Annotated in this window: 13 protein-coding genes; 4 read left to right on the top strand and 9 right to left on the bottom strand. The window is 68.0% G+C overall.

All coding sequences use genetic code 11. From position 1 onward, the window contains the following. Window positions 1-10 precede the first annotated feature (10 nt). From O5M90_RS22065 to O5M90_RS22030, 8 genes are all read right to left on the bottom strand, one after another. Window positions 11-577 carry a bb3-type cytochrome oxidase subunit III gene (locus O5M90_RS22065; RefSeq protein ID WP_137941417.1) on the bottom strand — a complete coding sequence of 189 codons (567 nt, stop codon included), beginning with the start codon at window positions 575-577 and terminating at the stop codon, window positions 11-13. Continuing rightward, complete coding sequence (gene ctaD / locus O5M90_RS22060; protein WP_269838044.1) at window positions 574-2,349, bottom strand: cytochrome c oxidase subunit I; 1,776 nt, start codon at window positions 2,347-2,349, stop codon at window positions 574-576. The genes O5M90_RS22065 and ctaD overlap by 4 nt, the downstream gene beginning before the upstream one ends. Window positions 2,350-2,360: 11 nt before the next feature. Further along, entirely contained in the window at window positions 2,361-3,491 is a 1,131-nt protein-coding gene (locus O5M90_RS22055) for a cytochrome c oxidase subunit II (protein WP_137941415.1), read from the bottom strand. A 67-nt stretch (window positions 3,492-3,558) separates the two neighbouring features. After that, window positions 3,559-4,071, bottom strand: coding sequence for a hypothetical protein (locus tag O5M90_RS22050; protein WP_269838045.1), 513 nt, complete (start codon window positions 4,069-4,071; stop codon window positions 3,559-3,561). Window positions 4,072-4,273: 202 nt separating this feature from the next. After that, window positions 4,274-5,086, bottom strand: a complete 813-nt coding sequence (locus O5M90_RS22045; RefSeq protein WP_137941413.1) for a class I SAM-dependent methyltransferase — start codon at window positions 5,084-5,086, stop codon at window positions 4,274-4,276. A 72-nt stretch (window positions 5,087-5,158) separates the two neighbouring features. Beyond that, complete coding sequence (locus O5M90_RS22040; RefSeq protein WP_269838046.1) at window positions 5,159-7,657, bottom strand: branched-chain amino acid ABC transporter ATP-binding protein/permease; 2,499 nt, start codon at window positions 7,655-7,657, stop codon at window positions 5,159-5,161. Beyond that, complete coding sequence (locus O5M90_RS22035; protein WP_269838047.1) at window positions 7,654-8,532, bottom strand: branched-chain amino acid ABC transporter permease; 879 nt, start codon at window positions 8,530-8,532, stop codon at window positions 7,654-7,656. The genes O5M90_RS22040 and O5M90_RS22035 overlap by 4 nt, the downstream gene beginning before the upstream one ends. Before the next feature lie 105 nt (window positions 8,533-8,637). Further along, the gene (locus O5M90_RS22030) at window positions 8,638-9,816 is read right to left on the bottom strand and encodes an ABC transporter substrate-binding protein (protein WP_262971372.1); all 1,179 of its coding nucleotides are present in this window, start codon (window positions 9,814-9,816) and stop codon (window positions 8,638-8,640) included. A gap of 175 nt (window positions 9,817-9,991) precedes the next feature. Between O5M90_RS22030 and O5M90_RS22025 the strand changes: the two genes are divergently transcribed. From O5M90_RS22025 to O5M90_RS22015, 3 genes are read left to right on the top strand one after another with little or no spacing between them, the layout of a single operon-like run. Then, window positions 9,992-10,891 carry a polysaccharide deacetylase family protein gene (locus O5M90_RS22025; protein ID WP_440402334.1) on the top strand — a complete coding sequence of 300 codons (900 nt, stop codon included), beginning with the start codon at window positions 9,992-9,994 and terminating at the stop codon, window positions 10,889-10,891. Between the two features lie 37 nt (window positions 10,892-10,928). Continuing rightward, on the top strand, window positions 10,929-11,630 hold the full coding sequence (locus tag O5M90_RS22020) for a GntR family transcriptional regulator (RefSeq protein WP_269838048.1): 702 nt from the start codon (window positions 10,929-10,931) through the stop codon (window positions 11,628-11,630). Between the two features lie 17 nt (window positions 11,631-11,647). Then, entirely contained in the window at window positions 11,648-12,274 is a 627-nt protein-coding gene (locus tag O5M90_RS22015) for a flavin reductase family protein (RefSeq protein ID WP_269838049.1), read from the top strand. A gap of 42 nt (window positions 12,275-12,316) precedes the next feature. Here the strand turns inward: O5M90_RS22015 and O5M90_RS22010 are convergent, their stop codons facing one another. Beyond that, complete coding sequence (locus O5M90_RS22010; protein ID WP_269838050.1) at window positions 12,317-13,597, bottom strand: tetratricopeptide repeat protein; 1,281 nt, start codon at window positions 13,595-13,597, stop codon at window positions 12,317-12,319. A 208-nt stretch (window positions 13,598-13,805) separates the two neighbouring features. Between O5M90_RS22010 and O5M90_RS22005 the strand changes: the two genes are divergently transcribed. Further along, window positions 13,806-15,815: an amidohydrolase gene (locus O5M90_RS22005; RefSeq protein ID WP_269838051.1), complete on the top strand. Its 2,010-nt coding sequence runs from the start codon at window positions 13,806-13,808 to the stop codon at window positions 15,813-15,815. Window positions 15,816-15,845: the final 30 nt, after the last annotated feature.

Genomic DNA, 15,845 nt, shown 5'->3' with positions numbered 1-15,845 from the left:
CTCCTTCTCGTCAGCCGCCGCAGATGGCGCGCACCAGGTCCGGGGTCATCAGGCCCAGGGTCGCGAACAGGCCCACCCAGAGCAGCAGCAGGAAATGCCAGAAGCGCGCACACAGCGCGATGCGCCAGCGTGCGCCCGGATCGCGCCAGGCCAGCCACCAGCCGCCCAGACCGCCCAGCACATGCAGGCCGTGCATCGCAGTCAGCAGATACAGAAAGCTCGCCGCCGGGTTGCCGGCCGGAACCACCCGCTCGGCCAGCAACGCCGACCAGGCCCACAGCTGCACCAGCACAAAGCCCAGCGCCAGCAGGCCACCGGCCAGCAGCCAGGGCCGGCTGCCACGGGTACGCAAGGCCAACTCCAGTGCGACGCTGCCGGCCAGCAGCAGGCTCGTGCTAAGCCAGAACTGCCAGGGCAGCGCCAGCGGATAGCCTTCGGCGCTCTCCAGCCGCATCACATAGGCGGCGAAGAACAGGCCGAACAAGGCGCAGGCCACGCCGATGAAGACCCACAGCGCGATGCTGGCGGCCTGCGGCCGGTCGACGGCGAACTCTTCGACTGGAAAGACTGCGCTCATGCCCGTGCTCCCTTGGCGCCATGCGCCCTGCCCTCATCCTCCTCGACACCGCCCTCGGACAGCGGCGCGTTCTGCGCGATGAAGTCCTGCTTGGCGCCGGGCACGCTATAGGCATAAGCCCAGCGATGCACGACCGGCAGGGCCGGGCCCCAGTTGCCGTGGCGCGGCGGCGTGTCGGGGGTTTGCCATTCCAGCGAGGCCGCACGCCAGGGGTTGGGCTCGGCCTTGCGGCCCTTGAAGGCGCTCCAGATCAGGTTCCAGACATAGACCAGCTGCACCACGCCGACGATGATGGCTACCACGGTGATGAAGACATTGAGCTGGTGGGCCGACTCGGGAAAGGAGTCATAGGGCTTGTAGTCGTAGTAGCGCCGCGGCATGCCCAGCAGCCCCAGATAGTGCATAGGGAAATAGATCAGATAGGTGCCGATGAAGGTGACCCAGAAATGGAAGTGGCCCAGGCGGTCGTCCAGCATGCGGCCGGTGATCTTCGGATACCAGTGGTAGATCGCGCCGAACACCACCAGCAGCGGGGCCACACCCATCACCATATGGAAGTGAGCGACGACGAAGTAGCTGCCCGACAGCGGGATGTCGACCGAGACATTGCCCAGGAACAGGCCGGTCAGCCCGCCGACGATGAAGGTCGAGATGAAGGCCAGCGCGAACAGCATAGGCACCGACAGATGTATATCGCCACGCCACAGCGTCAGCAGCCAGTTGTAGACCTTGATCGCGGTGGGCACCGCGATGATCAGCGTGCTGGTGGCGAAGAAGAAGCCGAAGTAGGGATTCATGCCGCTGACGAACATATGGTGGGCCCAGACGATGAAGCTGAGCACGGCGATCGCCAGGATGGCCCAGACCATGGTCCGGTAGCCGAAGATGCATTTGCGCGCATGCACGCTGATCAGGTCGGAGACGATGCCGAAGGCTGGCAGCGCGACGATATAGACCTCCGGGTGGCCGAAGAACCAGAACAGATGCTGGAACAGCAGCGGCGTGCCGCCCTTGTAGTCGCTGACCTGGCCCAGCGAGACCAGGGCCGGCATGAAGAAGCTCGTGCCTATGGTCTTGTCCAGCAGCATCATCAGGCCGCTGACGAACAGGGCCGGAAAAGCCAGCAGGGCCAGAATCGTCGCGGTGAAGATGCCCCAGACGGTCAACGGCATGCGCAGGAGCGTCATGCCACGGCAGCGCGCCTGCAGCACCGTGCTCACATAGTTGAGACCGCCCATGGTCGCGGCGACGATGAAGATCACCAGCGAAACCAGCATCAGGATGATGCCCCAGTCATGGCCCGGCGTGCCGGGCAGGATGGCCTGCGGCGGGTAGAGGGTCCAGCCGGCGCCGGTCGGACCGCCGGGCACGAAGAAGCTGGCCATCAGCACGATGACCGACAGCAGATAGACCCAGAAGCTGAGCATGTTCAGATAGGGGAACACCATGTCCCGCGCGCCCACCATCAGCGGGATCAGGTAGTTGCCGAAGCCGCCGAGGAACAGCGCGGTCAGCAGATAGACCACCATGATCATGCCGTGCATCGTGACGAACTGGTAATAGCGCTCGGCATTGATGAAGTCGAAGTAGCCGGGGAAGCCGATCTGCAGGCGCATCAGGTTCGACAGCAGCAGGCCCACCAGACCGACGATGACGGCGGTGCCGCCGTACTGGATCGCGATGACCTTGTGGTCCTGGCTCCAGACGTATTTGGTGAAGAAGCTCTGCGGCTCGTGATGCTGTTCGTGCTCGTCGTGCTGTTCGTCGTGCATGGGCGCCTCCCTCAGTTCTTGACCGGATCCAGCGAGCGGATGTAAGCCACCAGGGCCGTCACCTCCGCCTCGCTGAGTTCCGACTTGGGCATGATGGGCGCAAAGCCCTGCACCACCTTGGCCGCCGGCTCGCGGATCTCGCGTGCCAGCACCGCGTCGTCGATCTTCTCCTTGGAGCCGTCGGCAAAGGCCTCGGTCTTGCCATACAGGCCCTTCCAGCTCGGCCCCACACCGGCACTGCCATCCGCCGAATGGCAGGCCACACAGGCCTTGGCCTTCGCCACGGCCAGGCCCATGGCCAGCGGATCGCTGCTACCGCCATCGGCCGTCGCGACCGGGGCCGGCTTGGAGGCGGCGGCAAAGCTGGGCTTGCCCGCCAGCCAGGCCTGGAAGGCCGGCGCCTCCTCGACCACCACCAGGCCGCGCATCGCGGCATGGCCGACCCCGCAGAGCTGGGCGCACATGGCCTCGAAGCGGCCAGCCTGGGTCGGCGTGAACCAGAAGGTCGTGACCAGACCCGGCACCATATTCATGCGCGCGCGAAACGGCGGCACATAGAAGTCATGCAGCACATCGTGGGCGCGCAGCAGGATCTTGACCGGCTGGTTCAGCGGCAGATGCAACTCGCTGGCGTCGACCAGCGCATCGTCCTGACCCTTGGCATCGTCGGGGTCAAGACCGAAGGGATTGCTGGCCGTGACAAAGCGCGCATCGGTGGCGCCGAGCTGGCCGTCGGCGCCCGGAAAGCGGTAGCGCCATTGCCATTGCGAGCCCAGCACCTCGACCTCCAGCGCATCCTTGGGCGGCGTCACATAGTCGGCATAGACCTTCAGTCCGGGCGCCAGCAGCGCGACGATGCCCACCGTCGTGATCACCGTCAGCCAGCGCTCCAGCTTGTGATTGACCGGCTGATAGGCGACGGTCTCGGTGGCCTTGCTGCCGCGCCGCCTGAAGCGCCAGATCACATAGACCAGGAACAGATTCAGGATCACGAAGAAGATGCCGGTGATCACGAAGGTGATCGTCAGCGTGTCGTCCATCTGCTTCCAGTTGGAAGCCAGCGCCGGCGGGTGCCAGGGATTGATGTAGTGAAACAGCAGCGACGCCAGGACGATGACGGCCAGGGTGATGGCGATGAGCATGCCAGCCTCCTCCTGTTCTTGTCTTCATACGTGGAAGCGGCGCCCGAAAGCGCCGCCGCCAGCCGGGTCAGTCTGCGGCCGAGCCGCGCCGCGACAGCTTCCAGTAGACGCTGGCGGCCACCATGCCGAACACCAGATGCTCGACCAGATAGGCACCGCTGCGCATCTCGGCGACCCAGGGGAAGAGCCGCACCATGCCGTAGAAATTGATGAAGTACAGCGCGATGCCGAACAGGCCGCCGACGATCTCCAGCATCGGCAGGCTGCCTTCGTAATGAAAGCCGGTGACGATGAAGGCGACGATGCAGCCGAACACGATGCCAAGGCCGTAGTGGATCGCCATCGCCGTCGCGACCACACCAAGACTGAAGGCCTGGGTGGGGCCTTGCAGAAGCTCCGGGCCCAACAGCATCGCGGCCACCTGGTGAGAGGTGTGCCAGGGATTGCCGCCCTGCATCAGCGTGGTCCAGAGCAGGTCCATCACCATCGCCACCGCGCCCGCGACCAGACCCGCGACCACGGCCGCCGGCCAGTCCGGCATGCGGCTCTCCCATCGATGCGACTGCGCTTCAAGTTCCATGACCGCCTCCTCAAGGAGTGACAGAAACGAATTGCCTTCAGATCTTTGGGGGCCAGGTGTTGCTATCACAGCCGCATCACTGCGGGGTTTGCTGCGTAGGCGCCATGCCGGATTGCTTTCGTTTATATACCTGTGCGTGCGGCCTCGCAAGCGGGGACAAACCAGCCCGCAGGCAACACCCGGCCCCAGGGCGGCCGGCGGCTCAGGGCTTGACGAACTTGAGCGTCATGCGGTCGCTCTCACCGATCGCCTCGTAGCGCGCCCGGTCCTTGTCCTTGAGCCCATAGCTCGGCGGCAGCGACCAGACCCCGCCCTCGTGGTCGGCCGTGTCCCTGGGGTTGGCGTTGATCTCGCTGCTGGCCGCCAGCTTGAAGCCGACGCGCTCGGCCATCCGCACGACATAGGCCTGCTGCACATAGCCGCTGGCGGCCTTCTCGTCCTGTACCCGGTCGGCCGGCAAGCGATGCTCGACCACGCCGAACACGCCGCCGGGCTTCAGGCTGTCGAACGCGCTCTGGAACACCGCCTGCGTCCTGGCCTCGCCATGGCTCATCCAGTTGTGCACATTGCGGAAGGTCAGCACCAGATCGGCCGCGCCCGCCGGCGCATAAGCCAGCTTGCCGGCACCGGCGTCGAACACGGTCAGCTGCACCTTGTCATAGACCGCCGGCTGCGCCTCCAACTTCTGCTTCAGCCGCGCCGCGCTGCGCTGGTAATAGGCCTGCGGCGACGCCGGATCGTCGCCGGCCAGGATCAGCCGGCCGCGCTCGCGCAGATAGGGGGCCAGGATTTCGGTGTACCAGCCGCCGCCGGGGCTCAGCTCGACCACGGTGTCGCTCGCTCGCAGGCCGAAGAAGCTCAGCGTTTCATACGGGTGGCGCCAGACATCGCGCGCCACAAAGGCCGGCGTGCGCTGCGCACCGGCAATGGCGGCCTTCAGCACGTCATCGGCCTGCGCCGGCACGGTGCTGATCAGCGCGGCGGCGGCAAGCCCTATCGAGATCCAAGTCTTCATCGGTATTGTCCTGTGCAACAGTCAAGCGGATGGCCAGTATGACCGGCCCAGCCCCAGCTGCCGGAAGACACCTCAGGCGCCCAGATAGGCTTTTCGCAGCGCCGGATCGGCCGCCACCTCGGCCGCCGTGCCGGCCAGCACCACCTGGCCGTCCTCGATCACGCAGGCCCGGTCGGCCAGTGACAACGCCAGCGCCGCCATCTGGTCGACCAGCACGATGGTCAGCCCTTCCTCGCGCAAGCGCGCCAGCACCGCGAACAGGTCGGCGATGACCTTGGGCGCCAGGCCCAGCGAGGGCTCGTCCAGCAGCAGCACGCGCGGCTTGGCCATCAGGCCGCGCGCCACCGCCAGCATCTGCTGCTCGCCGCCCGACAGCAGGCCGGCGCGCTGATGCAGGCGCTCTCTCAAGCGCGGGAAGCGTTCCAGCATCGCTTCGGCGCGCGCCTCCAGCCCCTCGGGATGCAGGAAGCCGCCCAGGCGCAGATTGTCCCGCACGCTCAGCTCGGGGAAGACCTGGCGGCCCTCGGGCACGAGCACCAGGCCGCGACGAGCGATGGCCTCGGCGCCCAGATCGGTCAGGTCCTCGCCGGCCAGATGGATGCCGCCCTGCACCGGCCGCTGCAGCCCGGCCAGCGCGCGCATCAGCGTCGACTTGCCGGCCCCGTTGGCGCCCAGCACGGCCAGCAGCTCGCCCTCGCGCAGCTGCAGCTCGATGCCCTTGAGCACCGGCGCGGCACCATAGCCGGTGTGCAGCGCGCCGACATGCAGCAGCTCGGCGCCGAGCTGGCGTTGATGCGCGGCGACCGGCGCTTCCAGCCTGCTGTCCTCGTCCATGTCATCGCCAAGATAGGCGCGACGCACCAGCGGATCGGCCTGGATCTCGGCCGGCGTGCCCATCGCCAGGCGCTGGCCGGCATCCAGCACAACGATATGGTCTGACACGCCCATCACCAGGCCCATATCGTGCTCGACCAGCAGCACGCCGACACCGGCCTCGTCGGCGATGCGGCGCAGCAGCACAGCCAGACGCTGCTTGTCCTCGGCCGAGAGGCCGGCGGCCGGCTCGTCGAGCAGCAGCATGTCGGGATCGGTGGCCAGCGCGCGCGCGATCTCGACGACGCGCCGGTCCACATGGGGCAGATCGGCGGCCGGCAGGTTCGCGTCGCCGACGTAGCCGCAGGCGCCCAGCAAGGCCAGGCTGCGCGCCTGCACCGCCGCCGAGCGCAGGCCGGCCGCGCCGAACAGCCCGCCGAGCCGGCCCCGCAGACAGGCCAAGGCGACGTTATCCAGCACGCTCAGCGAGCCGAACAGCTGGGAGGTCTGGTAGCTGCGCGCCAGGCCGGCGCGCGCCACCGCATGGGCCGGCTGGCCCGCCAGCGCCTTGTCGCCCAGGGCGAAGCCGCCGCTGCTGGGCGTGTAGAAGCCGCTCAGCAGATTCAGCGCCGTGGTCTTGCCGGCGCCGTTCGGGCCGATCAAGGCCGTCACCGCGCCGGGCTGGGCCACAAAGCTCAGCTCATGCACCGCACGCACGCCGCCAAACATCCGGCCCAGACCTTCTGCGCTCAGGCCTTGGCGCACCCGCGAGACGAGCGGCAAGCTCACGCCGCCGGCCATCAGCGGCGTCTCCCGTCGTTGCCATAGGTGTTGAGACAGGCGCTGCAGCAAACCGGCCACGCCATCCGGCGCCACCCACAGCACGACCAGCAGCAAGGCGCCGAAGAACAGCAGCCGGTACTCCTCCATGCCGCTCAGGACCTCGGGCAACAGGCCCACGATCAGCGCGCCGATCAGCGGGCCGATGGCCGAACCGGCGCCGCCCAGCACGACCACCAGCACGAAGAGGATGGACTGCACGAAGGCAAAGCTGCCCGGCGTCACCATGCCCGCCAGCGGCGCGAACAGGCCACCGGCCAGGCCGGCCAGGCCGGCCGAAACCGCGAAGGCCACGACCTTGATCGGCAGCGGCTTCAGGCCGATAGCCTCGGCCGCAGTCTCGCTGTCGCGCACCGCGCGCAGGCCCGCGCCCCAGCGGCCGCGCGCCAGCAGGCAGTAGCCGACAAAGGCCAGGGCCGCCGCGATCAGCGCCAGCATCGCGACCGCGCGCTCGCCCGAGGCCAGCCCGCCCAGGCTGGGGCCGCCATAGCCCATCAGCCCGTTCTGCCCGCCTGTCAGGCCGCGCCATTCGGCGGCCCCATGCTCGACGATGAAGCCGAAGGCGATGGTGATCATCGCCAGGTAAGGCCCCTTGACGCGCAGCGCCGGCAAAGCCAGCAGCGCGCCGGCGGCCGCCGCGACCAGCAGGGCCACCGGCCAGGCGGCCCAGAAGCTCCAGCCGGCCGCGCCGGTCAGAATGGCCACCGCATAGGCACCGATCGCGTAAAAGCCGACATGCCCGAAGGACACCTGGCCGGACAGGCCGATCAGCACGTTCAGGCCTATGCCCACCAGGGCCAGCAGGGCCACCTGGGCCAGCACGAAGACGTAATAGCCGTTCAGTGTTGTCGCCAGCACCAGTCCGGCGCCCAGCACCGCAAGGCCTGCAATCCAGGGCCAGGTCTTGCCTCCCGTCATACCTTCTTCACTTCCATGCGGCCGAAAAGGCCATTGGGTTTGCACGCCAGCACCAGGATGACGAGGGAAAAGCTGATGATCTGCGTGTAGCTGGAGCCCAGGGTGCTGGTGATCAGCGCCTCGCTGATACCGAACAGCAGGCCCGCCGCCATCACGCCCCAGGCGCTGGCTATGCCGCCCAACATCGCCACCGCGAAGGCCTTCAGCCCGAACAGCGTGCCCATATCGGCATGCACATTGAACAGCGGCGCGATCAGCACGCCAGCCACGCCGGCGAACAGCGTCGACAGCGCGAAGGCCACCGCGATCACGCGCTGGATCGGGATGCCCATCAACCGCGCAGCGGCAGGGTTCTGCACCACGGCCAGCATCGCGACACCCCAGCGCGTGTGCCGCGCCACCCCATGCAGCGCGCCGGCCAGCGCCAGGCCCACCAGCGGGATCAGCAGCTGCAGCGGATAGACGCCCAGGCCTACCGCGCCCAGCTCAATCAGCGTCGTCGCCAGCGGCGAGGGCAGGCTGCGCGGCTCCTTGCCGAAGGCGAACATCACTAGGTTATCCAACACGATGCCCAAAGCCACGGTGGACATCAGCCAGGCGTTCGAACCGCGGCTCGCGAAGGGCCGCACCGCCAGCCGTTCGACCAGCAGGCCGTAGGCCGCGCAGCCTGCCAGCGCCAGCAGCGCCGCCAGCGGCAGAGGCCAGCCGGCGCCCTGGGCCAGCGCATAGCAGAGCACGGCCCCCAGCATCATCGAGCTGCCCTGGGCAAAGTTGACCGTGCCCGAGACCGCATGGGTGACGTGAAAGCCCAGGGCCATCAAGCCATACATGCTGCCCAGGCCCAGGCCGCTGATCAGCGCGGATAAATAAAGCATCTCGTCCTCGTTGCGGGATTTACCCAGTGGAGCCCGACGATCCGGCTTTGCCGGGCGTACGGGCTCGCCCCCTTGAGGGGGCCGGCGAAGCCGGTAGGGGGTGGGTCAGTTCGCGACCGGCAGGATGCGGTTGTCGATGAACTGGGCCCAGACATAGTCGTTCTCGGTCACGGCGTCATGCACCTGGGCCGTGAAGGGCTTGTCATAGGTTTTGATCAGGCCTTCGTAGCGGCCGATCTTGTAGAAACCCTGGCGTACTGCGTCGCCGTCAGTGGAGCCGGCCGCCGTGATGGCCAGCGCCGCCAGTTGCATCGCGTCATAGGCATTGGCCACGCCGACCGCCGGCGTCACGTCGTCCGGGCCCTTGATGTCGGAATACTTGGCCATCAGCGCCTTCATGACCTTCTCGCCGACCGGGGTCTGCTTGCCGAAGAAGCTGTAGGTCTGCACGAAATGCACGCTCTTCGCGTTCGGGCCGGCCAGCTCGGTGAAACGGCCGCCGGCGGGACCCCAGTGCGAGACGATAGGCACCTTCCAGCCCATGCGGTCCAGCGACTTGACGACCTGGGCCGAGGGGCCGACGTTGCCGACCATGAACAGGCTGTCGGCGCCGGCGGCCTTCAGGCGGCTCAACTGCGGCACCACGTCCACATCATTGGCCTCGAACTTCTCGACGCCCACCGCCTTCAGGCCCTTGGCCGCCAGCGCTGCGACCAGGCCCTTCTCGTTGCTCTCGCCCCAGGGGTTGTTGACCAGGATCATGCCGGGCTTGCTGGCCTTGAAGGTGGCCTGCGCGTACTGCAGCATCGCCTTGTTGACGATCTCGTCGACGGCCGAGACGCGGAAGGCGAAGTTCGGGTTGGCACCGTTCTTGGTGATCGGCGTGCCGGCCGCCCAGGGGCCCATGAAAGGCACCTTCTCCTGATTGGCCAGCGGCACCAGGGCCATCGACACCGGCGTGTCCAGGCCGCCGAACAGCACCGCAACTTTCTCCTTGAAGATCAGCTCCCGCGCGGCCACCACACCCTTGGCCGGCGCGCCCTCGTCGTCCCGCCGCACCAGTTCCAGCTTGCGGCCGCCCAGCAGGCCGCCCTTGGCATTGATCTCGTCGATGGCAACCACCAGCCCGCGGGTGATCGCCTCGCCGGCACGCGCCGACTGGCCGGACAGGGCGGTCACCAGGCCGATCTTGATGGGCTCCTGGGCCTGCGCCGGGCTCAGGCCCAGGGCCGCAAGCGCAGCGGCGCAGATCAACAAGGGTCGGCGGGATAGCTTGAGGGACATCGGAGGCTCCAGGGGTTGAGGGATGACCGGCGACAACTCGCAAACTCCATGCCATGTCAACATATGGCCTGTTTATTGCGAACAATAAAATCATTAAATTGTCGACAATCAAATAATCACCCCAGATGCCCCAAACCCGCAAACCCCTCGCGCCAAGTCGGTGCATCGCCGCACCATGCTGAACCCTCTGCCCACGCACGGCCGCTTCGACTACCGGCCCATCACGCGGCGCCCGCGCTGGACCTGGCCCGAGGGCCGGCGCCTGGCGGTCTACCTCGGTTTCAATGTCGAGCACTTCGCCTTCGGCGAGGGTCTGGGCGCGGCGCTGGGACCCGTCAGTCCCGAGCCCGATGTGCTGAACCACAGCTGGCGCGAGTACGGCAACCGGGTCGGCGCCTGGCGCTGCCTGGAGCTGTTCGACGACCTGCAACTGCCCACCGGCGCGCTGATCAACACCGCGCTGTACCAGCACTGCCCCGAGCTGGTGGCGGCCCTGCTGGCGCGCGGCGACGAGCTGATCGGCCACGGCCACACGAACGCCGAGCGCCAGGGCGGCTGGGATGAGGCCCGCGAGGCCGCACTGCTGACCGCCTGCCGTGACGAAATCCAGGCCCGCTCGGGCCAGTTACCCGGGGGTTGGCTGTCGCCCTGGATCTCGGAGAGCCGGCTGACGCCCGACCTGCTGGCCGAGACCGGCTACCGATACACCTTGAACTGGTGCCACGACGACCAGCCGACCCGGATGCGCACCCGCAGCGGCCGCCCGCTCTGGTCGATCCCCTACCCGCAGGAGCTCAACGACATCCCGATGCTGGTGGCGCGGCAGATGGATGCCAAGGACTTCGCGCAGATGATCGCCGACAACTTCGACGAGATGCTGGCGCAGTCCGAACGCCATGGCCAGGCCCTGGTGATGGGGATCGCGCTGCACCCCTATCTGGTCGGCCAGCCCTACCGGCTGCGCCATCTGCGTCGGGCGCTGGCGCACATCGTTCAGCGGCGCGACGAGATCTGGCTGTGCACGCCCGGGCAGGTCGCCGCGCACATGGAGGCGCTGCAGATTGTCGACATTTAATGGCGACAATCCTGGCATTGCATTGACCAACAAAGCCATGAGCACCCACCGCATAGCCAAGCCCGAAGCCCCAGTCGACGTCGAGGAGCGCATCTACCGCTCGGTGTTCGAGGGCGTGATGGAGCAACGCCTGACCCCCGGCACCAAGCTGCCGGAGGCGGCGCTGTGCGAGCTGTTCGACGTCAAGCGCGCGACGGTGCGCAAGGTGTTGCAGCGCCTGGCCCACGACCACATCGTCGAGCTGCGCCTGAACCGCGGTGCCGTGGTCGCCGCGCCGACGCCGGAGGAAACGCGCCAGATCTTCGAGGCGCGCCGCGCGCTGGAGGGCGCGCTGCTGGAGCTGGCCGTCGCGCACGCCAGCAAGGCCGACATCGCCGCGCTGCGCAAGCAGCTGGCCCAGGAGCACGAGGCCATGCATCGCTTCGACCAGCCGGCCTGGGCGCGGCTGGCCAGCAGCTTCCATCTGCAGGTTGCGGCCCTGGGCCGCAACCCGGTGCTGCTGCGCTATCTGACCGAGCTGATCTCGCGCTGCTCGCTGATCGTCGCGCTGTACGAGCCGCCCGGCAATGCGGCCTGCGAGCACGAGGAACACGAACGCATCGTCGACTGCATCGCCAACGGCAATGCCAAGGGCGCGCTGAAGCTGATGGAAGCGCATCTGCGCGAACTGGAGCAGCGCATCGTGCTGCACAGCGCCCAACCCGAACCCAGCCTGGCCCAGAAGCTGGGCCTCAGTTAGCACCTCACGGACATCGCATGGACATCGACTTCGCCGCCCTCACCGAGTACCAGCGCTACAAGCTGATGGCCAGCCTGATCGTGCCGCGGCCGATCGCGCTGGTCACGACGGTCAACGAGGCCGGCGTCGTCAATGCCGCCCCCTTCAGCATGTTCAATATGCTGGGCGAGGAGCCGCCGATCGTGATGATCAGCGTCAACCGGCTCAAGGACGGCGCGCTGAAGGACACCGCCGCCAACATCCAGCGCAGCGGCGAGTTCGTCGTGCACCTGCCGGACGAGGCCATGGCCGAGGCCATGCACCGCTGCGGCGAGCGCCTGCCGCCGGATGTCAGCGAGCTGGCCCATGTGGGCCTGCACGCGGCGCCCTGCCGGCTCGTCAAGCCGGCGCGCATCGCCGAGGCGCCGGTGGCCTTCGAATGCACCCTGTGGGAGACGCTGGAAACCGCCAGCCGCCAGATCTTCATCGGCCAGGTGCGCTGGCTGCATGCCCGCGAGGGCCTGATCGATACCGAGACCTGGCGCGTGCGCCTGCAGGACTATCACCCGGTGGGCCGCTTCGGCGCCAGCTTCTATGTGCGCACGCGCGACCGCTTCTCGCTGGAGAGCGGGCAGGCCAAGCAGACCGTGATCGACGAGATCTGAGCTGGCGGCCTGGCATCCCGGTGCGGCAGCGGGCAGCTCGGCTCAGTGCTGGACCGCGCGTTGCTCGGCCAGCGCGCGGCGTTCGCTCAGCAGCGCCCGGGCCAGCGCGGCGTCTCCGCCCGCGTCGGCCGCCCGGATCAGGGTCTGGTCCAGCAGATCGCGCTGTGCATGGCTGCCACCGAAACGGTGGGCATGGCTGCGCAGCGGCCGCAGCAGCTCGCCGGCGCGGCGGTACTGGCCGGCGGTAAAAGCCAGCACGGCCTCGGTCGCGGGCTGGCCGACCTCGCGCAGGAAAGCGGCGTTGTCGTCCGCGCTGCGCAAGGCCAGGGCTTGCGCAGCGCGCAGCTCGCGCACCAGATCCTCGCGGCCGGCGCAGGCGAATGCCATCGCCGCATGCATGTCGTTGAACGCATAGTTGGCGCTGGCCGCATGGGGTGCCCAGCGCTCGGCCAGCGTCGCCCAGCGCGCGCCGACATCGACTCCCGCCAGCTGCAGCCGCCAGAGCAAGGCGCTGGCATCGACCAGCTCGAGCACGATGGTGCTGTGCGGACCGTTGATCGGGCCGTCGTACAGCGCCAGCACCTCCTCATGCTCGCCCTCGGCCAGGTGGTACAGGGCCAGATGCCACCAGTTGTGCACGCCCAGAAAGCTGCCCTGCTGCCAGCCGGCGTTGTCGCGCATCCAGGCCATCCCCTCGCGACGCCGGCCCTGCATTTCCATCACATGAGCCACCGCATGCTGGGCCCAGGCGTCCTGAGGCTGCAGCGCCACGGCCTCGCGGCCCAGCTGCTCGGCATGGCGATAGTCGCCGTTCTCCTCCAGCCCGAACGCATACATGCCCAGCACCGCGTGCCAGCCCGGCAATGCCGCCGACCAGTCCGGCAGCACACGCGCCATGCGGTCACGCAGCATGCGTGCATCGCCGGTGAAGAAATCGATCTGCTGGCCGGCCTGCAAGGCCAGCGCGTCCAGCGGATAGTCGCAGCTGAGGTCTTCCAGCACCCGGCCGGCTTCGTGCCAGCGGCCCTTGCAGAGCGCCTCGATGGCGCGCAGATGCAGGGCTTCGCGCGCGTTGTGCGGCAGGGCCTGCGCGGCAGCCAAGGCGGCGCGGGCCGGTGCCAGCGCCGGGGCCTCGGTGCTCAGCAGCAGCAGCCAGGCCTTCAGCACCTGGCCCATCACCAGCTCGGGTGCGGCCGCCAGCGCGGCCTCGGCGCTGGCCAGCGGATCTCCGTTGAGGCAGCGAAACTGATGCAGCCCTTGTTCCAGCAGATCCAGGGCCTGCGCATTGGCGCCCGTCAGGGCCTGTCCCACAGCGTCTTTCATCCATCTCTCCAGGCATCGGTCGACACGCCGAGCACCGGCATGATGCCGGCAAAACAAACCCGACAACAAGATCCCAAGCCACGGCAGGCAGGCCCCGCGCCTGCCTCTTACGAGGGAGCCGGAGCCCGGCCGACGAAGGCAGGACAAGAGCAGGCCTAGGCACGACGATGGACCAGCATCCGCCACTCTTGCCGACGAGGTCCATCCCATGTTCAAACAACTGATCATTCAGGGCGGCGAGCCGCCCTCCTCGCGCCGCGACTTCCTTGAGGCCGCTGCAGCCCTGGGTCTGGGCGTGCTGGCCGGGCCGACGCTGGCCCAGGGTGGCGATGGTCGCGCCGCGCCCGATCTGATCCTGCGCAACGGCCGCATCACCACGCTCGATCCGGCCAAGCCCGAGGCCACGGCCATCGCGCTGAAGGCCGGGCTGGTGATGGCCGTCGGCAGCGACGCCGAGATCAGCAAGTTGGCCGACAGCCGGACCCGCATCGTCGACCTGGCCAAGCGCCGCGTGATCCCGGGCCTGATCGACTCGCACATGCACATCATCCGCGGCGGCCTGAACTACAACCTGGAGTTGCGCTGGGACGGCGTGCGCAGCCTCGGTGCGGCGCTGGAGATGCTGCGCGAGCAGGCGGCGCGCACGCCCTCGCCGCAATGGCTGCGGGTGGTCGGCGGCTGGAACGAGTTCCAGTTCGACGAGAAACGCATGCCCACGCTGGCCGAGCTGAACGCGGCCGCACCGGACACGCCGGTGTTCGTGCTGAACCTCTACAACATGGCCTTCCTGAACCGCGCGGCGCTGCGCGCCGTCGGCTACACCAAGGACACGCCGCAGCCGCCCGGCGCCATCATCGAGCGCGATGCCAAGACCGGCGAGCCGACCGGATTGCTGCTGGCCGAACCGAACGCCTTCGTGCTCTACAACACGCTGAACTTCGGCCCCAAGCTCGACCCCGAGCAACAGCTGAACTCGACCCTGCACTTCATGCGCGAGGAGAACCGCCTGGGCGTGACCTCGGTCGGCGACGCCGGCGGCGGCTTCCAGAACTACCCGGACGACTACACCATCATCGACAAGCTGGCCAAGGAAGGCCGGTTGACGCTGCGCATCGCCTACAACCTGTTCCCGCAGAAGGCCAAGAGCGAACTGGCCGACTTCCAGCGCTGGGCCAAGATGGGCCGCCCCGGCGACGGCAGCGATTTCTACAGGCTCAACGGTGCCGGCGAGATGCTGGCCTTCTCGGCAGCGGATTTCGAGGACTTCCTGATGCCCAGACCCGAGATGCCGCAGGCGATGGAGGGCGATCTGGAAGGGGTGGTGCGCTTCCTGGCCGGCAATGGCTGGCCCTGGCGCATGCATGCCACCTATGACCAGACGATCTCGCGCGCGCTCGATGTGTTCGAGAAGGTGCATCGCGAGCTGCCGATCGACAAGCTCGGCTGGTTCTTCGACCATTGCGAGACCGTCTCGCCGCCCAATCTGGAACGCATCAAGAAGCTGGGCGGCGGCGTCGCCATCCAGAACCGCATGTCGATGCAGGGCGAGTACTTCATCCGCCGCTACGGCCTGAAGGCCACGGCCGAGACCCCGCCGGTCACGCGCATGCTGGCGCAAGGCCTGCCGGTGACCCTGGGCACCGACGCCACCCGCGTCAACAGCTACAACCCCTGGCAGGCGCTGTACTGGCTGGTGTCGGGTCGCACCATTGGTGGCACCCTGCTCTACCCCGAGGAGCGGCGCCTGGACCGCATCGCCGCGCTGCGCCTGATGACGGCCGATGGCGCCTGGTTCTCGCGCGAGAGCGGCAAGAAGGGCGTGCTGAAAGCCGGCGCCTTCGGCGACCTGGCGGTGCTGGACCGCGACTACCTGAGCGTGCCGGAAGACCAGATCCAGGACATCACCTCGGTGCTGACCATCGTCGCCGGCCAGCCGGTGCACGGCAGCGGCACTTATGAATCGCTGGCCCCGCCGCTGCCGCCGGCCTCGCCCGACTGGTCGCCGGTGCGCCGCTACGGCGGCTATCAGGCGCGCAAGAGCGCTGCCGTCGGCGCCTCCGAGCAGGAGAAGCGCTACCACTACGCGGCGATGTGCGCCTGTGCCAGCGCCTGCGGCCTGCATGGGCATGACCACACAGCCGTCGCCAGCACGGCTCGCAGCAGCGGGCCGGAGACCGGGGCATTCTGGGGCGCCTTGGGCTGCAGCTGCTACGTCTGAAACGGCTACTCGCCAAATATTTATGTAGAT

Origin of the sequence: Paucibacter sp. M5-1 (assembly GCF_027498415.2) — a bacterium.
In the GTDB taxonomy this organism is placed as follows: Bacteria; Pseudomonadota; Gammaproteobacteria; order Burkholderiales; family Burkholderiaceae_C; genus Roseateles_E.
This window is presented reverse-complemented; position numbering and strand designations above follow the sequence as displayed.